Source organism: Pseudaminobacter soli (ex Li et al. 2025) (assembly GCF_029892515.1).
In the GTDB taxonomy this organism is placed as follows: domain Bacteria; phylum Pseudomonadota; class Alphaproteobacteria; order Rhizobiales; family Rhizobiaceae; genus Pseudaminobacter; species Pseudaminobacter soli_A.
The window spans coordinates 1,128,465-1,143,965 of record NZ_JARXVF010000001.1 but is presented as its reverse complement, the minus strand read 5'-3'; the positions used below and the strand labels follow the sequence as shown (position 1 = coordinate 1,143,965).

12 protein-coding genes are annotated in these 15,501 nt (G+C 62.7%); 3 read left to right on the top strand and 9 right to left on the bottom strand.

Annotated features, from left to right (window positions below; all coding sequences use genetic code 11):
- Nucleotides 1-12: 12 nt before the first annotated feature.
- From M2281_RS05405 to M2281_RS05390, 4 genes are read right to left on the bottom strand one after another with little or no spacing between them, the layout of a single operon-like run.
- Nucleotides 13-1,008: a DUF1839 family protein gene (locus M2281_RS05405; RefSeq protein ID WP_280820061.1), complete on the bottom strand. Its 996-nt coding sequence runs from the start codon at nt 1,006-1,008 to the stop codon at nt 13-15.
- A gap of 1 nt (nt 1,009) precedes the next feature.
- On the bottom strand, nt 1,010-1,933 hold the full coding sequence (locus M2281_RS05400) for an amino acid--[acyl-carrier-protein] ligase (protein WP_280820060.1): 924 nt from the start codon (nt 1,931-1,933) through the stop codon (nt 1,010-1,012).
- Between the two features lies 1 nt (nt 1,934).
- Nucleotides 1,935-3,140 carry an acyl-CoA dehydrogenase family protein gene (locus M2281_RS05395; RefSeq protein WP_280820059.1) on the bottom strand — a complete coding sequence of 402 codons (1,206 nt, stop codon included), beginning with the start codon at nt 3,138-3,140 and terminating at the stop codon, nt 1,935-1,937.
- Nucleotides 3,141-3,144: 4 nt separating this feature from the next.
- Nucleotides 3,145-3,390: an acyl carrier protein gene (locus M2281_RS05390; RefSeq protein WP_280820058.1), complete on the bottom strand. Its 246-nt coding sequence runs from the start codon at nt 3,388-3,390 to the stop codon at nt 3,145-3,147.
- Between the two features lie 435 nt (nt 3,391-3,825).
- Between M2281_RS05390 and M2281_RS05385 the strand changes: the two genes are divergently transcribed.
- The 3 genes from M2281_RS05385 to M2281_RS05375 all read left to right on the top strand — a co-directional run bounded on the left by M2281_RS05385 (nt 3,826) and on the right by M2281_RS05375 (nt 7,453).
- Nucleotides 3,826-4,167, top strand: coding sequence for a VanZ family protein (locus M2281_RS05385; protein WP_280820057.1), 342 nt, complete (start codon nt 3,826-3,828; stop codon nt 4,165-4,167).
- 135 nt (nt 4,168-4,302) lie between these two features.
- A complete protein-coding gene (locus tag M2281_RS05380) occupies nt 4,303-6,231 on the top strand; it encodes a GumC family protein (RefSeq protein WP_280820056.1) in 1,929 nt (642 codons plus the stop codon).
- 118 nt (nt 6,232-6,349) lie between these two features.
- Nucleotides 6,350-7,453, top strand: coding sequence for a glycosyltransferase family 4 protein (locus tag M2281_RS05375; RefSeq protein WP_280820055.1), 1,104 nt, complete (start codon nt 6,350-6,352; stop codon nt 7,451-7,453).
- Here M2281_RS05375 and asnB read toward each other — a convergent pair.
- The 5 genes from asnB to M2281_RS05350 form a co-directional block, all read right to left on the bottom strand.
- Nucleotides 7,423-9,360, bottom strand: a complete 1,938-nt coding sequence (gene asnB / locus M2281_RS05370) for an asparagine synthase (glutamine-hydrolyzing) (RefSeq protein WP_280820054.1) — start codon at nt 9,358-9,360, stop codon at nt 7,423-7,425. The genes M2281_RS05375 and asnB overlap by 31 nt on opposite strands.
- Nucleotides 9,361-9,371: 11 nt before the next feature.
- Nucleotides 9,372-10,637, bottom strand: a complete 1,266-nt coding sequence (locus M2281_RS05365) for a glycosyltransferase family 4 protein (RefSeq protein WP_280820053.1) — start codon at nt 10,635-10,637, stop codon at nt 9,372-9,374.
- Nucleotides 10,618-11,931, bottom strand: coding sequence for a UDP-glucose/GDP-mannose dehydrogenase family protein (locus M2281_RS05360; RefSeq protein ID WP_280820052.1), 1,314 nt, complete (start codon nt 11,929-11,931; stop codon nt 10,618-10,620). The genes M2281_RS05365 and M2281_RS05360 overlap by 20 nt, the downstream gene beginning before the upstream one ends.
- 89 nt (nt 11,932-12,020) lie before the next feature.
- Nucleotides 12,021-13,985 (bottom strand): heparinase II/III family protein, encoded by a 1,965-nt coding sequence (locus tag M2281_RS05355; protein WP_280820051.1) that lies wholly within the window; start codon nt 13,983-13,985, stop codon nt 12,021-12,023.
- A gap of 119 nt (nt 13,986-14,104) precedes the next feature.
- Nucleotides 14,105-15,292 (bottom strand): GNAT family N-acetyltransferase, encoded by a 1,188-nt coding sequence (locus M2281_RS05350; RefSeq protein ID WP_280820050.1) that lies wholly within the window; start codon nt 15,290-15,292, stop codon nt 14,105-14,107.
- Nucleotides 15,293-15,501 lie beyond the last annotated feature (209 nt).

The following is a 15,501-nucleotide window of genomic DNA, read 5'->3' as shown; positions in this document are numbered from 1 at the left end:
CCTGCGTGCCTCTCAGGCAGCTTTCGCCAAGGCTGCCATGTGTGCGTCGAGCACCTTCATGACCAGATCATAGGCTTCGGCCATGGGTTCCAGCGACGTTGACAAGCCATCAAAGCGCTGGCGCGCCATGGCGCGGGCGAGCTTGAACTGCATGACCTTGGCGCCTTCGGCGATCCGGCCTGCGGCCTCGGCCGCTTCTTCCAGTCCCTGCTGGCTGTGTTGGCCCAACCATTCGAGATGACTGCCGAGAAGCTCAAAATTGGCCCCGACCTGCCGCAGCGTGTTGAAGGCGTAGGTGTGAAAATACTCGGGCGAGCGCGCGGCCAGCACCTCAGCATGGCGGCCGAATGCGGCCGCATAGGCGGTGAGGGGATTGCGCTTGGGCCGCCGCAACAGATGTTGCGAAAGCAGTGCCAGTGCCGTGCCCACCGCATCGCGAGCCGGTGGCGCGGCGTCGAACTTCACGAATTCGGCATAGGGAAACAGCGGCAGCGCGCCAGGCACCACGCCATCCCACTGGCCGAATATCCCGTCATAATCCGCGCTTTCCAGAGCGAAGAGGCCGTCATTGTGAAAGTACACCATGCGCTTGGCTTTTGGGTCGAGCGCATTGACACCCACGGTCGTCTTCGAATGGCCCGTGCGGTAGGTGATGCCCTTCGTGTCCGGCAGGTAGAAGGCATCGACTTCCACCAGGGGCAGCCGCCCGCGTTCGACCTGTGCCAGGAAGTGGGTTTCCAGACGGTCGAAAATCGCCAGCTCCTGAATGTCGATGCCCGCGAGCCTCTGCAGATCGGCGGTCGGGAACTTGAAGAAGGTGAACTGGTCGCCCTCGAAATCCTGCGTCACGGTAAAGCCGAGCGCGGCCACGGGGTCGTGGCCGGTCGCGTGCATCACCTCGATCAGCAGGTCGACATAGCAATTGGTCTGCAGCCAGCGCCGTTCCGCGTCATGCAGCCGGTGCGGCCGGTAGGTCGCGGGATCGAGGCCGGGGATCACGGCCTTCATGTCAGGCATCCCACAGCGCCGCGCGCGCCGCCTCAGGCCAGGCATTCACGTCGGGCCCATGATGGCGGAACAGTGCCAGCGCCACTCGCTCCAGCCCGAAACCGACGCAGGCCGAATGGCACAGGCTGCCGTCGGCGAACTGCAGGCCCCAGGTCTGGCCGAAATGGTCCTGATGGTAGTTGAAGCTGAGGCACGCCGTCGGCTTCTCCTCGCTGGTCACCGGGATCAGAAGCTCGAACTTCAGCCCCTGGTCGCGCTGGTTGTTGGCCATCATCTTGCCGCCCCGGCCGAAGAACGGGTCGTTGGCAAGGTCCACCTCGCAGGGCAGGGCCAGCGATTCAATCATCGCCTTGCCGCGTTCCAGCCAGCTTTCGCGGAAGGCGCTAACCTGCTCGGCGGTGCCGATCCGGACGAATTCCCGCATGCGGAAAAGCTGCATGCGTGCCGGATCCTGCGAGGGCTCGTGGCGGAAGCAGTAGGACGACAGTTCAAACAGAAGTCCTTCCGCCGGAACTGGGCCGCGCGCCGCTACTGTCGGGTAGAGCGGGTAGCAGGCAGCCGGCGTCAGGGCTACTTGCGTGGCCTGCTGCATCTCGGTCCAGTCCTCTCCCGTCGCCATCATGCCGAGCAGCTTGGCATGCTCGCGCTCGTTGCCCATGAAGGAGTGGACGCATCCGGCAAGCTGGGGAAAGCTCTTCATGTAGCCGCTCTTTTCCAGAGTGGCGCGGCTCATGCCCGGCGGGAAATGGATACGGGTCGCCTTGTCCGGTGCGCCGAGACGCGTGACCAGGCGCTCGAAGCGCTCGATCACTTCTTCGAAAACACCGGAACGGCCGTAGAGCCCGTCGACACCGGAATCGAAGAGGATTCCGTTGTCGAAAAGATCGTCCAGCAAGCTCTTTGCGCTGAATGTGCCGGTGTCCATCTCAAACTCCCAGGCTGGCATCGAAGCGGCTCATGAGGAGCAGCGTCGCGGTGTTGGCATGAATGCGGTCGTTGGAGATCATCACGGCCGCGGAGGTGACATCGCGCAGATGCCGGCCGACGCTGAAAGGAGTGCCGTTCTTGTAGCCGAGAATCCCGGTGATCAGCATCGCCAGTTGCACGACCTCGGCCGCCTTTTCGCTTGCGGCAATCTTCAGGGCATTGATCTCGGCGGCAAAGCCGATCGATGAGAGGTCGTCGTCGTCGCGTTCCGCGGCCTCGAAGCGGCGGATGGCGGCGATGAGATGTCCCTTCATCTCCTGCAGCTTCGCGGCGGCCTCCGAAAGGCGCAGCGCACCCGGCGGCACCACATTGGGCTGCTTGCGCGCGGCCTGTTTGACGAAGGTCTGGGCGCGGGCGAACGCATCGGCGGCGATGCCGAACCACGTCGCGGCCCAATAGATGTGGGAGCTGGCCAGCATCGACTGCGCCGCGATTTCCGAAAACGGTTTTGGGAAAATCTGCCCAGCTTCACCGGATGCAGTCAGCAGGAAGCCGTCGGAGCAGGTGCCGCGCATGCCGAGCGTATCCCATACGGATGTGCGCTCCAGCTTGAGATTGCCATCGACCGGAAGCACCACCATCACCTGGTCGGAGCTTGCAGCCTCAGGCGCCCGCCGCGCGGTCGCCATGATGGCGTCGGAGTGGGCGCCATAGGAGATCACGGTTGCGTCCTTGGTGAGCGAGAAGTGGCCGTCCGCGACCTCGATCGCGCAGATCGAATTGCGAAGATTACCGCCGATGCCTGCTTCCGAGGTCGCCGACGCCATGAGCAGCTGCTCGGAGGCAATCCGACGCATATATTCGCGGTGCCAATCGCTGCCGACGCCATGGCTGACCAGACTGGAGATCTGGATCTGGTGCATGCCATAGACCATCGCGCTCGACCCGCAGGCCTGGCCCAGCTGGACGATAAGATCGGCAACGGCCGCGGTGGTCAGGCCCTCGCCGCCCAGTTCGACCGGAATGGCGATGCCAAGCAGGCGTGCACGCTTCAGGGCGTCGATGGTTTCCCGGGGGAAGCAGCCCTCGCGGTCGACGGCTTCGGCGGATTTGGCTGCGATCTCGACGACGCGCGCCATGCGCGCAGCCAGGCTCTCGCTGCGGGTCACCGCCTGCGAAGTGCTGATCGGTTCGGCGACATCCATGGCGTCACGCAGCCTCTTTCGTGAGCTTCGAGACCGCATCGGCAATGTTGGCAAGCGAAGCGAATGTGCGCCGCGTCAGCATCTCTTCGGGGAATTCGATGTCGAATTGCTCCTCGATTGCCAGCATGATCTGGACGGAGGCGAACGAGGTCATCCCCGCATCATACAGATTGTCCTGGTCGGAAAGCTTTTCGACATCGAATGGAAGCGTTTCATTCCCGACAAACAGCGAACGAATTTGATCAATCATCTTAATTACCGTCTTAGATGCCCTGTCCTTCGGACTGTTTCATAAGTCGCAATCCCAATAGGGCGGTTAACATGGGGCGGGTATGTCGGGATATGGATAACCAAAAGTTTCCAATATAATTTCGATTACAAACAAAACAAGTTGAGTGAAATCGTCAGGTCTCCGCGCGTGTCGTTTGGGATCGATGAGTTTACGTTGCGGCAGAGATGCTGAGCTGAGTTCGCTGTAGTGATGAGAATGCTTTATTAGCGGTCAATAATCCTTGAGCGCGGCGTTTAAAATCTAAGCGTAATATTAGGATTTGTTGATAGAGGCTATTCAAATTGGATCGTCGGCGTGACGATTCTGAACCGATCAAGAATATCCCACACCGTTGCCTCCACTTGGTAAGTCCGCTGAATTGCATGCCCATCGGGCATCGTTTATGGACGCTCCATGACAACCATTTCACGCATTGCGAGCATCGTGCTTTTGATCGGGATCGCGTTCGTTACGTTGTGTCCGATCGATTTCAGGCCGGAAACCGGGCATCCCACGCTGGAGCGTGCAGGAGCCTACTTGCTTCTCGGTCTGGCACTGGGTGCAGGTTTCCCCCGGCAACTTCGGTATTCACTGATTTTCATCGTCGGCGTCGCTGTGGGACTGGAGGCTCTTCAACTGGTCGATCCCGGACGCCACGCTCGCTTTGACGACATGCTGGTGAAGGCAATAGGCGGGGTCGTCGGAATATTGGCGGCCTGGCTTCTGACGAGGATGCGCAGCGAGCCGGTCGCCTGACCTTGTTTCGAATAGTGCGTCGAGGCACAACTCTTTCCAAAGCCTGGAGTTACTTAACCCGATATTAAGGCTGTTTGCGCATTGTTTCTTAACAATGCGGCGGGTCTGCCGCCTTAGCTTCGCGGAGCACCTAGCATGGCCATCACATCCGGCAACAGGGCCAGCCGCAGCCCCACGGCCGGCCGCCAGATCGATTCGTCTATCGATCTTCTCGGCCTTACCGAGACTCTTCTGCGCCGGCGCTGGACGATCATTGTCTGCGTGCTCGCCTTCGTTGCATTGGCGTTCGTCGCGCTGTCGCTGATCGCGCCGCGCTACGTTGCGACATCCCGCATCCTCATCGATCCGCGCGAGCAGCGCGCCGTGCAGAATGAAGTCATTCAGCGGGGGCTCGGCGGCGACATGGCGCTTGTCGAGAGCCAGATCGAGGTCGTCAAATCCGAAGCAGTGCTGGGCGACGCTATTAAGCAGATCGGCCTCGCATCCGATCCCGAATTTGCGCCCCAGGGCGGTGGCGGCCGCAATCCTTCGGAAGTCGCGCTGGAGAATCTCGCCAAAGCCGTCGAAGTAGCGCGCCCCGACAACACCTATGTGCTTGAGATCAGCGTGACGGCGAAGGAGGCCGCGAAGTCAGCCCGGCTGGCGAATGCGGTTGCGGCTGCCTATGTCGCCGACCAGACCTCGTCCGCTGCCAATGCGGCACGCGACGTCACTTCGGCCATCCGCAGCAGGCTGGCGGAATTGCAGAGCCAGCTGCATGAGTCAGAGGAAAAGGTCGAGGCGTTCAAGCGCGAGCACAATATCTCGCAGACGGAAGGGCAGTTGCTCGGCGACCGCGAGCTGACCAATTTGTCGGCTCGTCAGTCGGCGGCACTGTCACGCGTCAACGAGACCAAGGCTCGGCTGCAGGTCATGCAGGACGCGTTAAGCGCGCGTGGCTATGTAGGCGCCGCCACGACCGATACCGACAGCTCCATGGCGGCGCTACGCGTCCGCCTGGCCGAAGCCAATGGGCGCCTCAACGAACTGCAGCAGGTGCTCGGCCCGCTCCATCCCCGCGTTGTCGTTGCCAAAGGAGAGGTGACGCAAGCCGAGGATGCTATTCGCTCCGAGAGCGAAAGGCTGGTTGCCTCTGCACAGGACGACTACAAGACGGCAGTCGACGCGCTGAATAAGGTCAACACCGATCTTCAGCAGGCCACGTCGGCTTCCTTTTCCACCAACCAGAACATGATCAAGCTGCGCGAACTCGAGCGAGAGGCCCAATCCGTCCGGGTCGTCTACGAATCTTATCTGGTGCGCGCGAAGGAGACGGCCCAGCAGGAAAGCATCGCCGCCGGCACGGCGCGCGTCATTGGGGAAGCCGGAGTGCCGAATTCGCCTTCCTTCCCGCCACGGGTGCCGATACTGGCTGCCGCCGTAATGCTTGGCTTGTTCGTCGGCATTCTTGTCGCGATCCTGCGCGATCTCGTTGCCGGCCTGCTCACCCGCCAGCCGGAAGCCGAGTTGCCCGTGCTGCCCGAAGCCGGTGCCGACGCGCCGGCGGGTGGGCTGGTGCTGGTGACGACGCTGGACGATCCCAGCATGGCGCGGCAGGCGGCACTGGAACTGGCGCATGGCGCAATTGCGCGCGATCGGAGCGTGATTTTCCTGGATCTGGCGGCTGATGCGCCGGCATCCATGCCGGGTCTTGCCGAGATCGCGCTGGGAGAAGCCTCGGCCCTCAACGCGGTCGAGACCTGCAGCGACACCGAACTGCACAAGCTCAATGCCGGCCGGCCCGCGGCGATTGCGAGAGTATCGCATGACGTGCTTCGCGCCGTGCTCGAAGTCATTTCCGCCGAGTATGACGACGTCGTGGTCAATGCCGGCGAACTCGATGTCGAGCACGGGATCCCGGTGCGGGTAGCGGCCGAAATGAGCGGTCACGCGGTGCTGGCCGTGAAGGGCGATCGCGCTGGCCCCCGTGAAAAGTGGGTGCTCGAAGCGCTTTCCAACGAAGGTGCAGTGTCTACTTCTGTCTTTTCGATAGAAACGGACACCAATCTCGATCAGGTAGCCTGACGCAATTGGCGCAGAAGAAGATGACGATGTGCCATCCGGGAAACCACACCCTCAACAGCACCGAGCAGATCGAGGTGATCGACTGCATCGCGCCTGTTTCGCGGCTTGGTGGATTGGCGTGAGCGTGGCCGTGCCGATACGTGTTTTGTGCATCGTGCCGCGTGGCCTGGCTGGCCGCGGCGGCATCGAGACCTTGTTTTCGCATGTCGATGAACAATTGCGCGCGCGCTCCGACATCGGCATCGAGATGGAATTTTTAGCCTCGCGCGGCGATGCCTCGGGTGCTGGCTGGGTGTTCCACTTCCCCATTGCCTTTGCGCGCTATGCGTGGCTGCTGGCCACCCGGCGCTACGATGTCGTCCATCTCAATGCGGCGACGAATGCCTCGGCCTGGCGCAAATGGGCCATGCAATGGCTCGCGAGAGTTGCCGGTGTTGCCACGGTCGTCCACTTTCACGGCTCCGCCTTTCCAAAGCCGGGTGATCGAAAGCCGGGGTGGGTTCCGGTTCTACGACGGGTTTTCGAGCGAGCCCGCGCGATCGTCGTTCTGGGTGACTATTGGCGGGACTTCGTTGCGCGGTTCTATGAAATGCCGCCTGAACGCTTTGACGTCGTGGCCAATGGCGTTGCCGATTTCGCGCCCGACGCGCCGCAAGCGCGGGAAGAGGGCGCTGCCGTGCAGCTTTTGTTTGCCGGCAATCTGACGGATGCGAAGGGCGCCGGCGTCCTGTTCCGGGCGCTGGCGCAACTGCCCGCACACCTGCCCCGGTGGCGGGCGGTCTTCGCCGGCACCGGCGACGTCGCAGGCTTCCGCGAGCGTGCGGAACAATCGGGGCTTTCCGGCCAGGTCGAATTCACCGGCTGGGTTGCGCGAGACGCCATTCTGCCGCTCTATCGCCAAGCCGACATCGTCGTTCTGCCGTCGCGTAACGAGGTCCTGCCGGTCTGCTTGCTAGAAGGCGCATGCGCCGGTGCGGCTCTGGTCGCGACACCGGTTGGCTCGGTGCCCGATGTTCTTAGTGACGGGCAGAACGGTTTGATCATTACGCCAGACGATCCGGAGAGCGTCGCACATGCGCTTGCGCAGTTGATCGCCGACGCTTCGGAGCGCGAGGGATTCCGCACCGCTTCGCGCGACGTCTACGTGTCACGCTTCCGCCTTGAGACGATGATCGAGGCGCTGGGCGAGGTCTATCGCAAGGCGCTGTCGGCGAAGCGGTAATCCGGTTCGCGCTGCTGTGGAGCGGCCTCGGCAATGGTCGGGCGGAATATCCGGAAGAACTGCTCCAGATTGGCGAGCGCCCAAAGAATCTTCTCGTGGTTCTGCGTGCCGCCGAGATGCTCGCCGACCAGCCGGTCGATCTCGTGGGCGTTACACACCTGCCTTACCGTCGCGTCGGTGCCCTGCAGCAGGTCGCGGAGCTGATCGGCCATGCCGGCGCGGAACCACTGCTCAACCGGTACGCGGAAGCCGACCTTCTTGCGCTCGATGATCTCGCGCGGCAGCAATTTGGAGGCCAATACCCGCAGCACGCGCTTGCCCTTCGGCGCGCCGGTGAGGAAGGCATCAGGAAAGCGCGCGACGAGCTCGGCAAGTCCGACATCCATGAAGGGCATGCGTCCTTCGATGGAGCCTGCCATCATCATGCGGTCGCCGCGCTCGAGGAGATTGTCCGGCAGCCAGGAGGTCTGGTCGAAATGCAGCATCCGCTTGAGCGCGCTGCTGGCGCCGTCCGACGCGAAGGGCAGCGGATCGAGATCGCGCAATTGGGGAGGCCCGGCATAGAGCATCTCCGCCTGACCGCCATCGGCCCCACCGAACCAGGCCGCCATGCGTGCCTGCAGATCGCGGATGCCGGCGACGCCCGCCAGCGTCTTTACGCGCCGCGCCGCATAGGGCAGGGCGCGTGCCGCCGGCGCCACCAGACCATCGTGGAGGCCACTCGGCACGAGACGCTGATACATTGCCACCCAAGGCTCGGCCCGATGCTTGGGATAGCCGCCCAGAAGCTCGTCGGCCCCTTCGCCGGTAAGCACCATCTTGACGCTGCGGCTTGCCATCCGCGACAGCAGCAGCACCGGCAGGTCGGAGGGCTCTGCGACCGGCGCGCCCCGGCGCAGCACTGCCTCTTCCCACACCGACGTGAATTCGTTCATGCCAACGGAGAGTTCGTGATGGTCGGTTCCGAAAGCCTCGGCGACCTGTCGGGCATAGGGCAGTTCGGAGGAGCCGGGCACATCGAAGCCGACCGAAAAGGTGGAGACCGGCTGCGCCATTTGGCGGCTCATCAGCGCCACGATGGTCGAGGAGTCGAGACCGCCCGAAAGGTAGGCCCCGAACGGCGCATCCGAGCGCAGCCTTAGCCGCACCGCCTCGTCGAGCTTTTCGGTGAAAAGCTCTACCGCCTCATCGAAATTGTCGATATCGGGTTTGGTGCGCGAGAAAGGCGTCGTGAAGTAGCGCTTGGTGCGGATGTTGGCGCCGTCGATCGCCACGAAGGTCCCCGGCGGCACTTTGGTAATGCCGCGGAAGAAGGTGGCGGGGCCGGGAACGTAACGATAGCTGAGATATTCGCGTAGCGAATCCTGGTCCAGCTGGTCGTCAACGCCCGGAAAATTCCGCAGCGCTTCGATCTCGGAGGCGAAGGCGTGAAATCCCTCGCCCTTGGCGACAAAGAGCGGCTTCTTGCCGAAAGGATCGCGAGCGGCGAACAGCCGGCCCGTGCCAGTATCCCACAGCAGGAACGCGAACATGCCGTTCAGCCGGGGCAGGCAATCCTCGCCCCAGGCGCGCCAGGCCTCGATCAGAACCTCGGTGTCGCCCTGTGTGGCGAAGCGATGGCCGCGCTCAACCAGCTCGGCACGTAGCTCGATATAGTTGTAGATCTCGCCATTGTAGACGATGACGTAGCGGCCATCATGCGAATGCATCGGCTGCGGGCTGCCCTCGATATCCACGATCGAAAGGCGGCGATGCCCGAGGCCGACTTGCCAGTCGCCATCCGGGCTGTGCACAACGAAGGTTCCACGACCGTCCGGACCACGATGGGCCAACAGGTCGGTGGCCTTGTCGAGCTCGGCCGCGAGCGACAGACGCGATCTGGCGTGGAATCCGAATATGCCGCACATGAGCGAGGGTCCTAGTCCCGGCCGCCGCGTGTAGCGGGATCGACCTCGGCGTAAGGGGTTTCGACTTTGCGCCCCTTGCGGGGCGACCCGAACAACGCGTCATATGCCGCCAGTAGTTTCGGCGCCTCGTGGCTCCAGGCCAGCTCGTTGCGCACCCGCTCCCGACCCGTCGCGCCCATGACCGCGCGGCGCTCAGGGTCGTCCAGCAACTCGGCGATCTTGTCACCGAAATCCGCCGGATCGGTGCACTTGGCATAGAGCGATGCGTCGCGTGCCGAGAACCGGCCTTCGCGTAGGTCGTACTGCACAATCGGTTTGCCGAGCGCCATGTATTCCATGATCTTGTTCATGGTCGACTTGTCGTTCATCGCCGTCGGCCGATCGGGATTGACGCAGATGTCGGCCGTCGAAAGCGCGGAGAACAGCATCTCGTCTGGGCAGCGGCCGGTATAGGTGACATAATCGTTCAGCCCGAGTGCGGCCGTTTCCGCCTTGATAGCCTCGAGTTCAGGACCGCCGCCGCAGATGACGAACTGAATGTCCTGACGGCCCTTCACATTTACCAGGTGGCCGATGGACTCGAGCAGAAGATCGAGTCCTTCCTGCTTGCCGATGACTCCAACATAGCCGACGATGAAACGGCGGCCGTTGCGCCATTTCGGGTCCGGCTCCACCTCCCGCACCCGGTCCAGGTTCGGCCCGGAGCGGACGATATGCACCTTGTCCGGGGCCATGCCGCCGCGCGTTATCGCGATGTCGCGATAGCTTTCGTTCGTCGCGATCGAGAGGTTGGCGATGCGGAAGGACAGCCGCTCCAGCCACACCATCAGCTTCCAGCCAAAATCGCGGCGGCCGAACTTGGCCTCGTAGAGTTCGGGGTTGATGTCGTGGTGGTCGAACAGGAATTTCTTGCCGAATAGCCGATAGAATCCGCCGATCAGGAAGATCGTGTCCGGCGGATTGCAGGCGTGGATGGCGTCGAAGCCGCGCTGCCAGGCGACCTTCAGCGACAGCGAAAACTCCCAGAACAGCGCGGCGCTATATTCGAGCGCATAGCCAAGCGCGCCCTCGGCATCGAGGGGCAGGGAATGCCGGTAGATATGGACGCCGTCGAGCACCTCGTAGGAGGTGGTGTAGCCTTTGCCTTTCGGGCAGATCACCGAAACCTCATAGCCGGCTTTCACCAGGGTCGTGGCTTCGGACCATACGCGCCTGTCGAACGGAACAGGCAGGTTCTCGACGATGATGAGGACGCGCCTACCAGTTGATGCCGTCATAGATCCCCGCAACCTGATCGGTGTTTGGAAGCCGTGCCATGTCGAACAGGAACTGGTCCGGCCGCAAATGCTCGACCACGGCCTCGTATTCGGGCGACCGGCTGGTGGCCACGATCACGTCCGAATGCTTCACCACGTCCTCGATCGAGGGCACCATCAGCTGCGTGACATGCGGGATCGCATTCATCAGATAGGCCTTGTTGGCGCCCACGAGCTTTGCCAGCGAAACGTTCTGGTCAAAAATGCGGATGTCGCAACCTTTGCCGATGAGGCGCTCGATCAGTTCCAGATACGGGCTTTCGCGCAGGTCGTCGGTGCCTGCCTTGAAGGAGAAGCCGAGGAAGCCGATGTTGCGCTTGCCGAAGCCGAGTACGCGTTCCAGCGCCCGCTCGATCTGCTGCTTGTTCGAAGGCATCAGCGACTTCAGCAGCGGGGCTTCCACGTCATTCTGGACAGCGAAGGCGTTGATCGCGCGCACGTCCTTGGGCAGGCAGGAGCCGCCAAAGGCAAAGCCGGGCAGAAGATAGGCGTTGGAGATGTTCAGCTTGGTGTCGGCGAAGAACACCCGCATCAGCTCGTGGCTATCGACGCCGGCCGCCTTGCAGATGTTACCGATCTCGTTACCGAAAGCGACCTTGAGCGCGTGCCAGGTATTGTCGGTGTATTTGACGAGTTCGGCCAGCCGCGGCTCGGTGAGGATCATCTGGCCGGGAAGACCGGCGTAGAGCTCGAGCAGCCGCTCGCGGGTGGCCTCGTCGTCGGTGCCGATCACCGTCTTGGCGGGCGTGTTGAAATCGGCGACCGCCGAGCCCTCGCGCATGAATTCCGGGTTGGAGGCAGTACCGAAGCCTTCGCCCACCTTCTTGGAAGACGCTTCCTGCAACGACGGTACGACGATGTCGGACATCGTGCCGGGCAGCACGGTCGAGCGGATGACGACCGAGTGATAGCTGTTCTTGCCGGCGAGCGAGGCACCGATCTGGCGCGAAACCGCTTCGACGGCCGACAGATCGAGCGAGCCATTCGGCCGCGACGGCGTGCCGACGCACAGCAGCGACAGGTCGCTGTTCATGACAGCTTCCTCGGTCGAGACGGTGGCCCTCAGGCGGCCCGACGCAACATTAGCCGCGACAAGCTCTCCGATATCTTTCTCGATGATCGGGCTCTTGCCGGAATTGATGAGGTCGACCTTCGCCTCGCTGACATCGCAGCCGATCACTTCATGGCCGCGATCAGCCAGACAGGCCGCGCAGACGGTGCCGACATACCCCAGTCCGAAAACGGAAACCTTCATACTTACTCAACCAACTTTTCTGTTCTTTCGCCAAGAGTTTCAAATACTTGGCATTCTCTCGCAGATGGTCTATCCGACACAAGTAAAGGTCAGGTTAGCGGATCTATTAGTATTGAACTTTGCCACTGCATCTGCGTCGCCGGCGCCCTGAAAACAACGGTTGCGGCCTCCCTCAGGACACCAAACCCAGGTGAATGGAAGCCGCGTCCGGATGCTGCGTCTGCGCGCACGATTTCGATGGTGGCGCCTGCGGGGGCTGTGAGCGTGAACTCCGTCCGGCCGTCGCGGCGTGCCACGACCCGGTGCTCCTCGACAGATGCTTCGAGGTCCGGCGCCAGCAGGAAGGCGATCTCGACCTCGCCCGATGGCGGCGCGCCGGTCAACCGGTCGGTGATGTCGAAGCCGTTCCCGGTTTCCACGATCCGACGGTGATGGACGACGCCGAGGCGCTTTGCGTAGCCGTCATGCGAGGCCGATATGTCCAGCCGCGCGGCATTTGCCACCGAGTCCAGGATCGCTTTTGCCCGCCTGGGCATCCAGTTGAAAGCACCCGACGGCTCGCTCTGGCTGATGCCGCCGATTGTGAGGGTGTTGTGCACGGCGCTGACGCGGAAACGCCGGCGGTTCTCGCCCTCGGAATGGTAGAGATGGGTTCCGGCATCAAGGAGCACCGGCCTGCCGTCGAGCGACAGCCAGACGGACAAGGCGTCGGCATGGCCATGGGCGGCGAGGGCGCCAAATCCCAACGGGCCGTGATCGAAGACGAAGTGCACGCGCCGGCCGGCGATCTCACCCCGCCGAACCGTGTAGCCACCTTGCGGGAAAGTGGTGGTGCCATCGGCCGGCGGAGGGCTGCATGGTGGCGTGGCGAACACGGTGTCGCGCCAGTGCGGATCGCGCATCGGTGGTGCCAGATCCGGCCGGCCGAGGAAGCCTGCTATGGCGCCAGCGATCGAGGCGATGTAGCGCGGCTCGTCGCTGCCGAACGCCATGAGCACGCGGCTCTGGTCGTCGTCTCCGATGAGCGGCGCGTGGCCGCCGTCATCGAGGAAAGCGTTCAATGCGCTAGCAGCTTTTGCCAATCGCTCGCGTGCTTTTGGTCCCGGTGCGCCGGCGCCTATGGTGGCAAAGCCGATCAGCAGCATCTCGAGCGTGAAGGCGCTGTAGGCAGGCGATTGCTCATGGCCCACGCCGTCTTCGTGGAACAGGGCGAGGGTTCTGTCTTCCAGATGCGCCTGACCGGCGGCAAGCCACCGAACTGCATCCGGGTGGTTGGGCAGCAAGCGCGCGGCGAGAACGAGCCCCATCGCCTCGGCAACGAGGTGGTTGTTGGCCGACGAATGAAGCGAGGGAAAACGCGCCAGCCAGGCTCCGTGAGCGGCCACGAACGCGGCCAGCCGCTCGCCGGTCGCGGCATCGATCCATGGATCGAGTGCAGCGACGATGCATGAAAGCGAGACCAGCCTGTATCCGGCTTCGATGCCCGAATACCAGTTCACCCCGCGGCCGGGCGGATTTGCCTCCATCCATGAGTTGATGGAGCCGAGGATCGCCTGGGCGAGTTCCGCGTCCTGTGCCCGGCGGGCATGAATTGCCGGCGCCACCAGGAAATGCAGCCGGTTCGCCTCGGCGACATATTTGACGTCGCCATGTCCGGCCTCGAAGCGGAAATCGATGTCGAATGCGGAGCGCTCGGCGCCAGGCCAGGTTGCGCCGCTGACCGGGTCGAGGGTCCAGAACGCGGGATCGACGCGCCCGGAGCCGTCCAGGATCGATCCGGGCCAATCGCGATTGAGCAACCTGGGACGGCCTGAGCGGAGCGTTTCCGCCGCGGTTTTCAATTGTTGTTCCACCAACGCGGGGAGGGTGGGTTCGAACAGTGGCGTGAACAGGCGCAACGACGTGGACCGCGAGTCGGGCATGGCAAAATCCGACCAGTCTCCACGCTCGCGCCGCGCGGCACGCCGCGCCAATTGCTCGCGAACGCGATGGCGAATCTCGCCGCGCTCCATGACGGCGAGCCGCCGCGCATACCAGTTCAACCGCTTCAACATGGGGCAGGCTTAGCAAGCTGCGGTTGCGTTGTGATTAACGGCAGCGATGCAAAGCAACCTTGAGGCTGATCTCTGAGGAAGTCGCTGCGGGGATCAGGCGCGCATCGGCGCCGACACAGCTACGCTCGGCGCGAAAGATACGCCTGGGCCGATTTGAGGTGCTGCCACAGCAACTCGTTTTGGCGCATGCGATTCTTGGTCGCCTGCCCGAGCCGAATTGTGGCGATCGTGGCAGTGCCGATGGGTGTGAACGCCGCATATATGTCATCCAACTCATGAATGACATCACACCAATGCGTTTTGTAATCCTCGTAGCCGACACCGAGGTCATAGGCGGCTATGCCGCGCTCGCAACTGTCCTCGATATGCCTGAATGTAAGCACGCGGCCGGGGCTGTAAGCTGCGAGCTCGTCGCTGGCGAAGGTCATGAAATAGACGTTCACGCGGCCGTTGTGAACTCCGGAGCCGATGACGGCTCGGGTCTTGCCGTCAACCGAAAGCTCCGCCATTTCCAGCAGCGGCTCCTGCATGGTCTCGGAGCGTTCCAGCAATTCGCGGAAGAAATCCGTCACGCCCGGCTCAGCAAAGCTGTTGGGCTGGCCCTGATCGGCTAGCCTCAGCGCCTTGTGCTCGCTGAAGAAGTCGAGCGCGGCGCCAGCTTGCGCCGGGTCTCGCAACATCCTGTATTGCAGGGCGCCGGCTTCTGCCATCCTGCGCTCCCGCCTTTGGATCTTGCGCGTGCGCGTGCCGCTATTGCCTTTCGCCAGCACAGCTCCGAAACCGCCGTCGATGTCGAAGGAATAGCCTTCCGTGGACGAAGTGCTGCTCTGCAAAGGGGAAAGGGGCTGGGGGATGCCGTTGTGGATTTTGGGCGTCCGGCCAAGCACCACACAGTCGGCGCCTTCAAGCATGCTTCCCAGCATGGTTTCGATCTCGGCGCGCGGCCGGCAGGCCATCACGGCGGCCGCCTTGGGGCTCCAGAGGCCGAAATTGTAGCCGGAATGCTTGCCGCCTATCCATGACGCTATTCTAGCCAGCCCTACTCTCGAAATGGCGAGAGGCAAGATGAAGGCCGGATTGCCGTCGAGCCGACCGAGCACGATGGCAGGCCGTGCATCCTCGTGCGGCAGCACGTGCCGGACATAGGCGTCGACCCAGTCGTAGCGTTGGAAAATCGTGGCCACGCCGCTCGCCTCAAGCTGGCGCCATTCGCGCTCGATATCCGACGGCTGGACGAAAGTCTCGACCTCGAAATCACCCCAAAGCATACCTCGTGCCTGCACAAGCATGCTCAATGGTGAGTTCATTTCGGGGCGCTCCATGGGACCGTCGCAAGGCGGAAACGGATTTCACCGGCCGAACTGGTGGGTTGCATGCCGGGTTCGACCTGCAACCTATCCCGCACGATTTAACGAATAGTCTAACGAGCGCCTAGAATTGGAGGCTTGCCGGATTTTCGGCATTGGCGATCCTCGGACAATGATATTTCTTATGGGAAATTCGATCGTCTATTTCC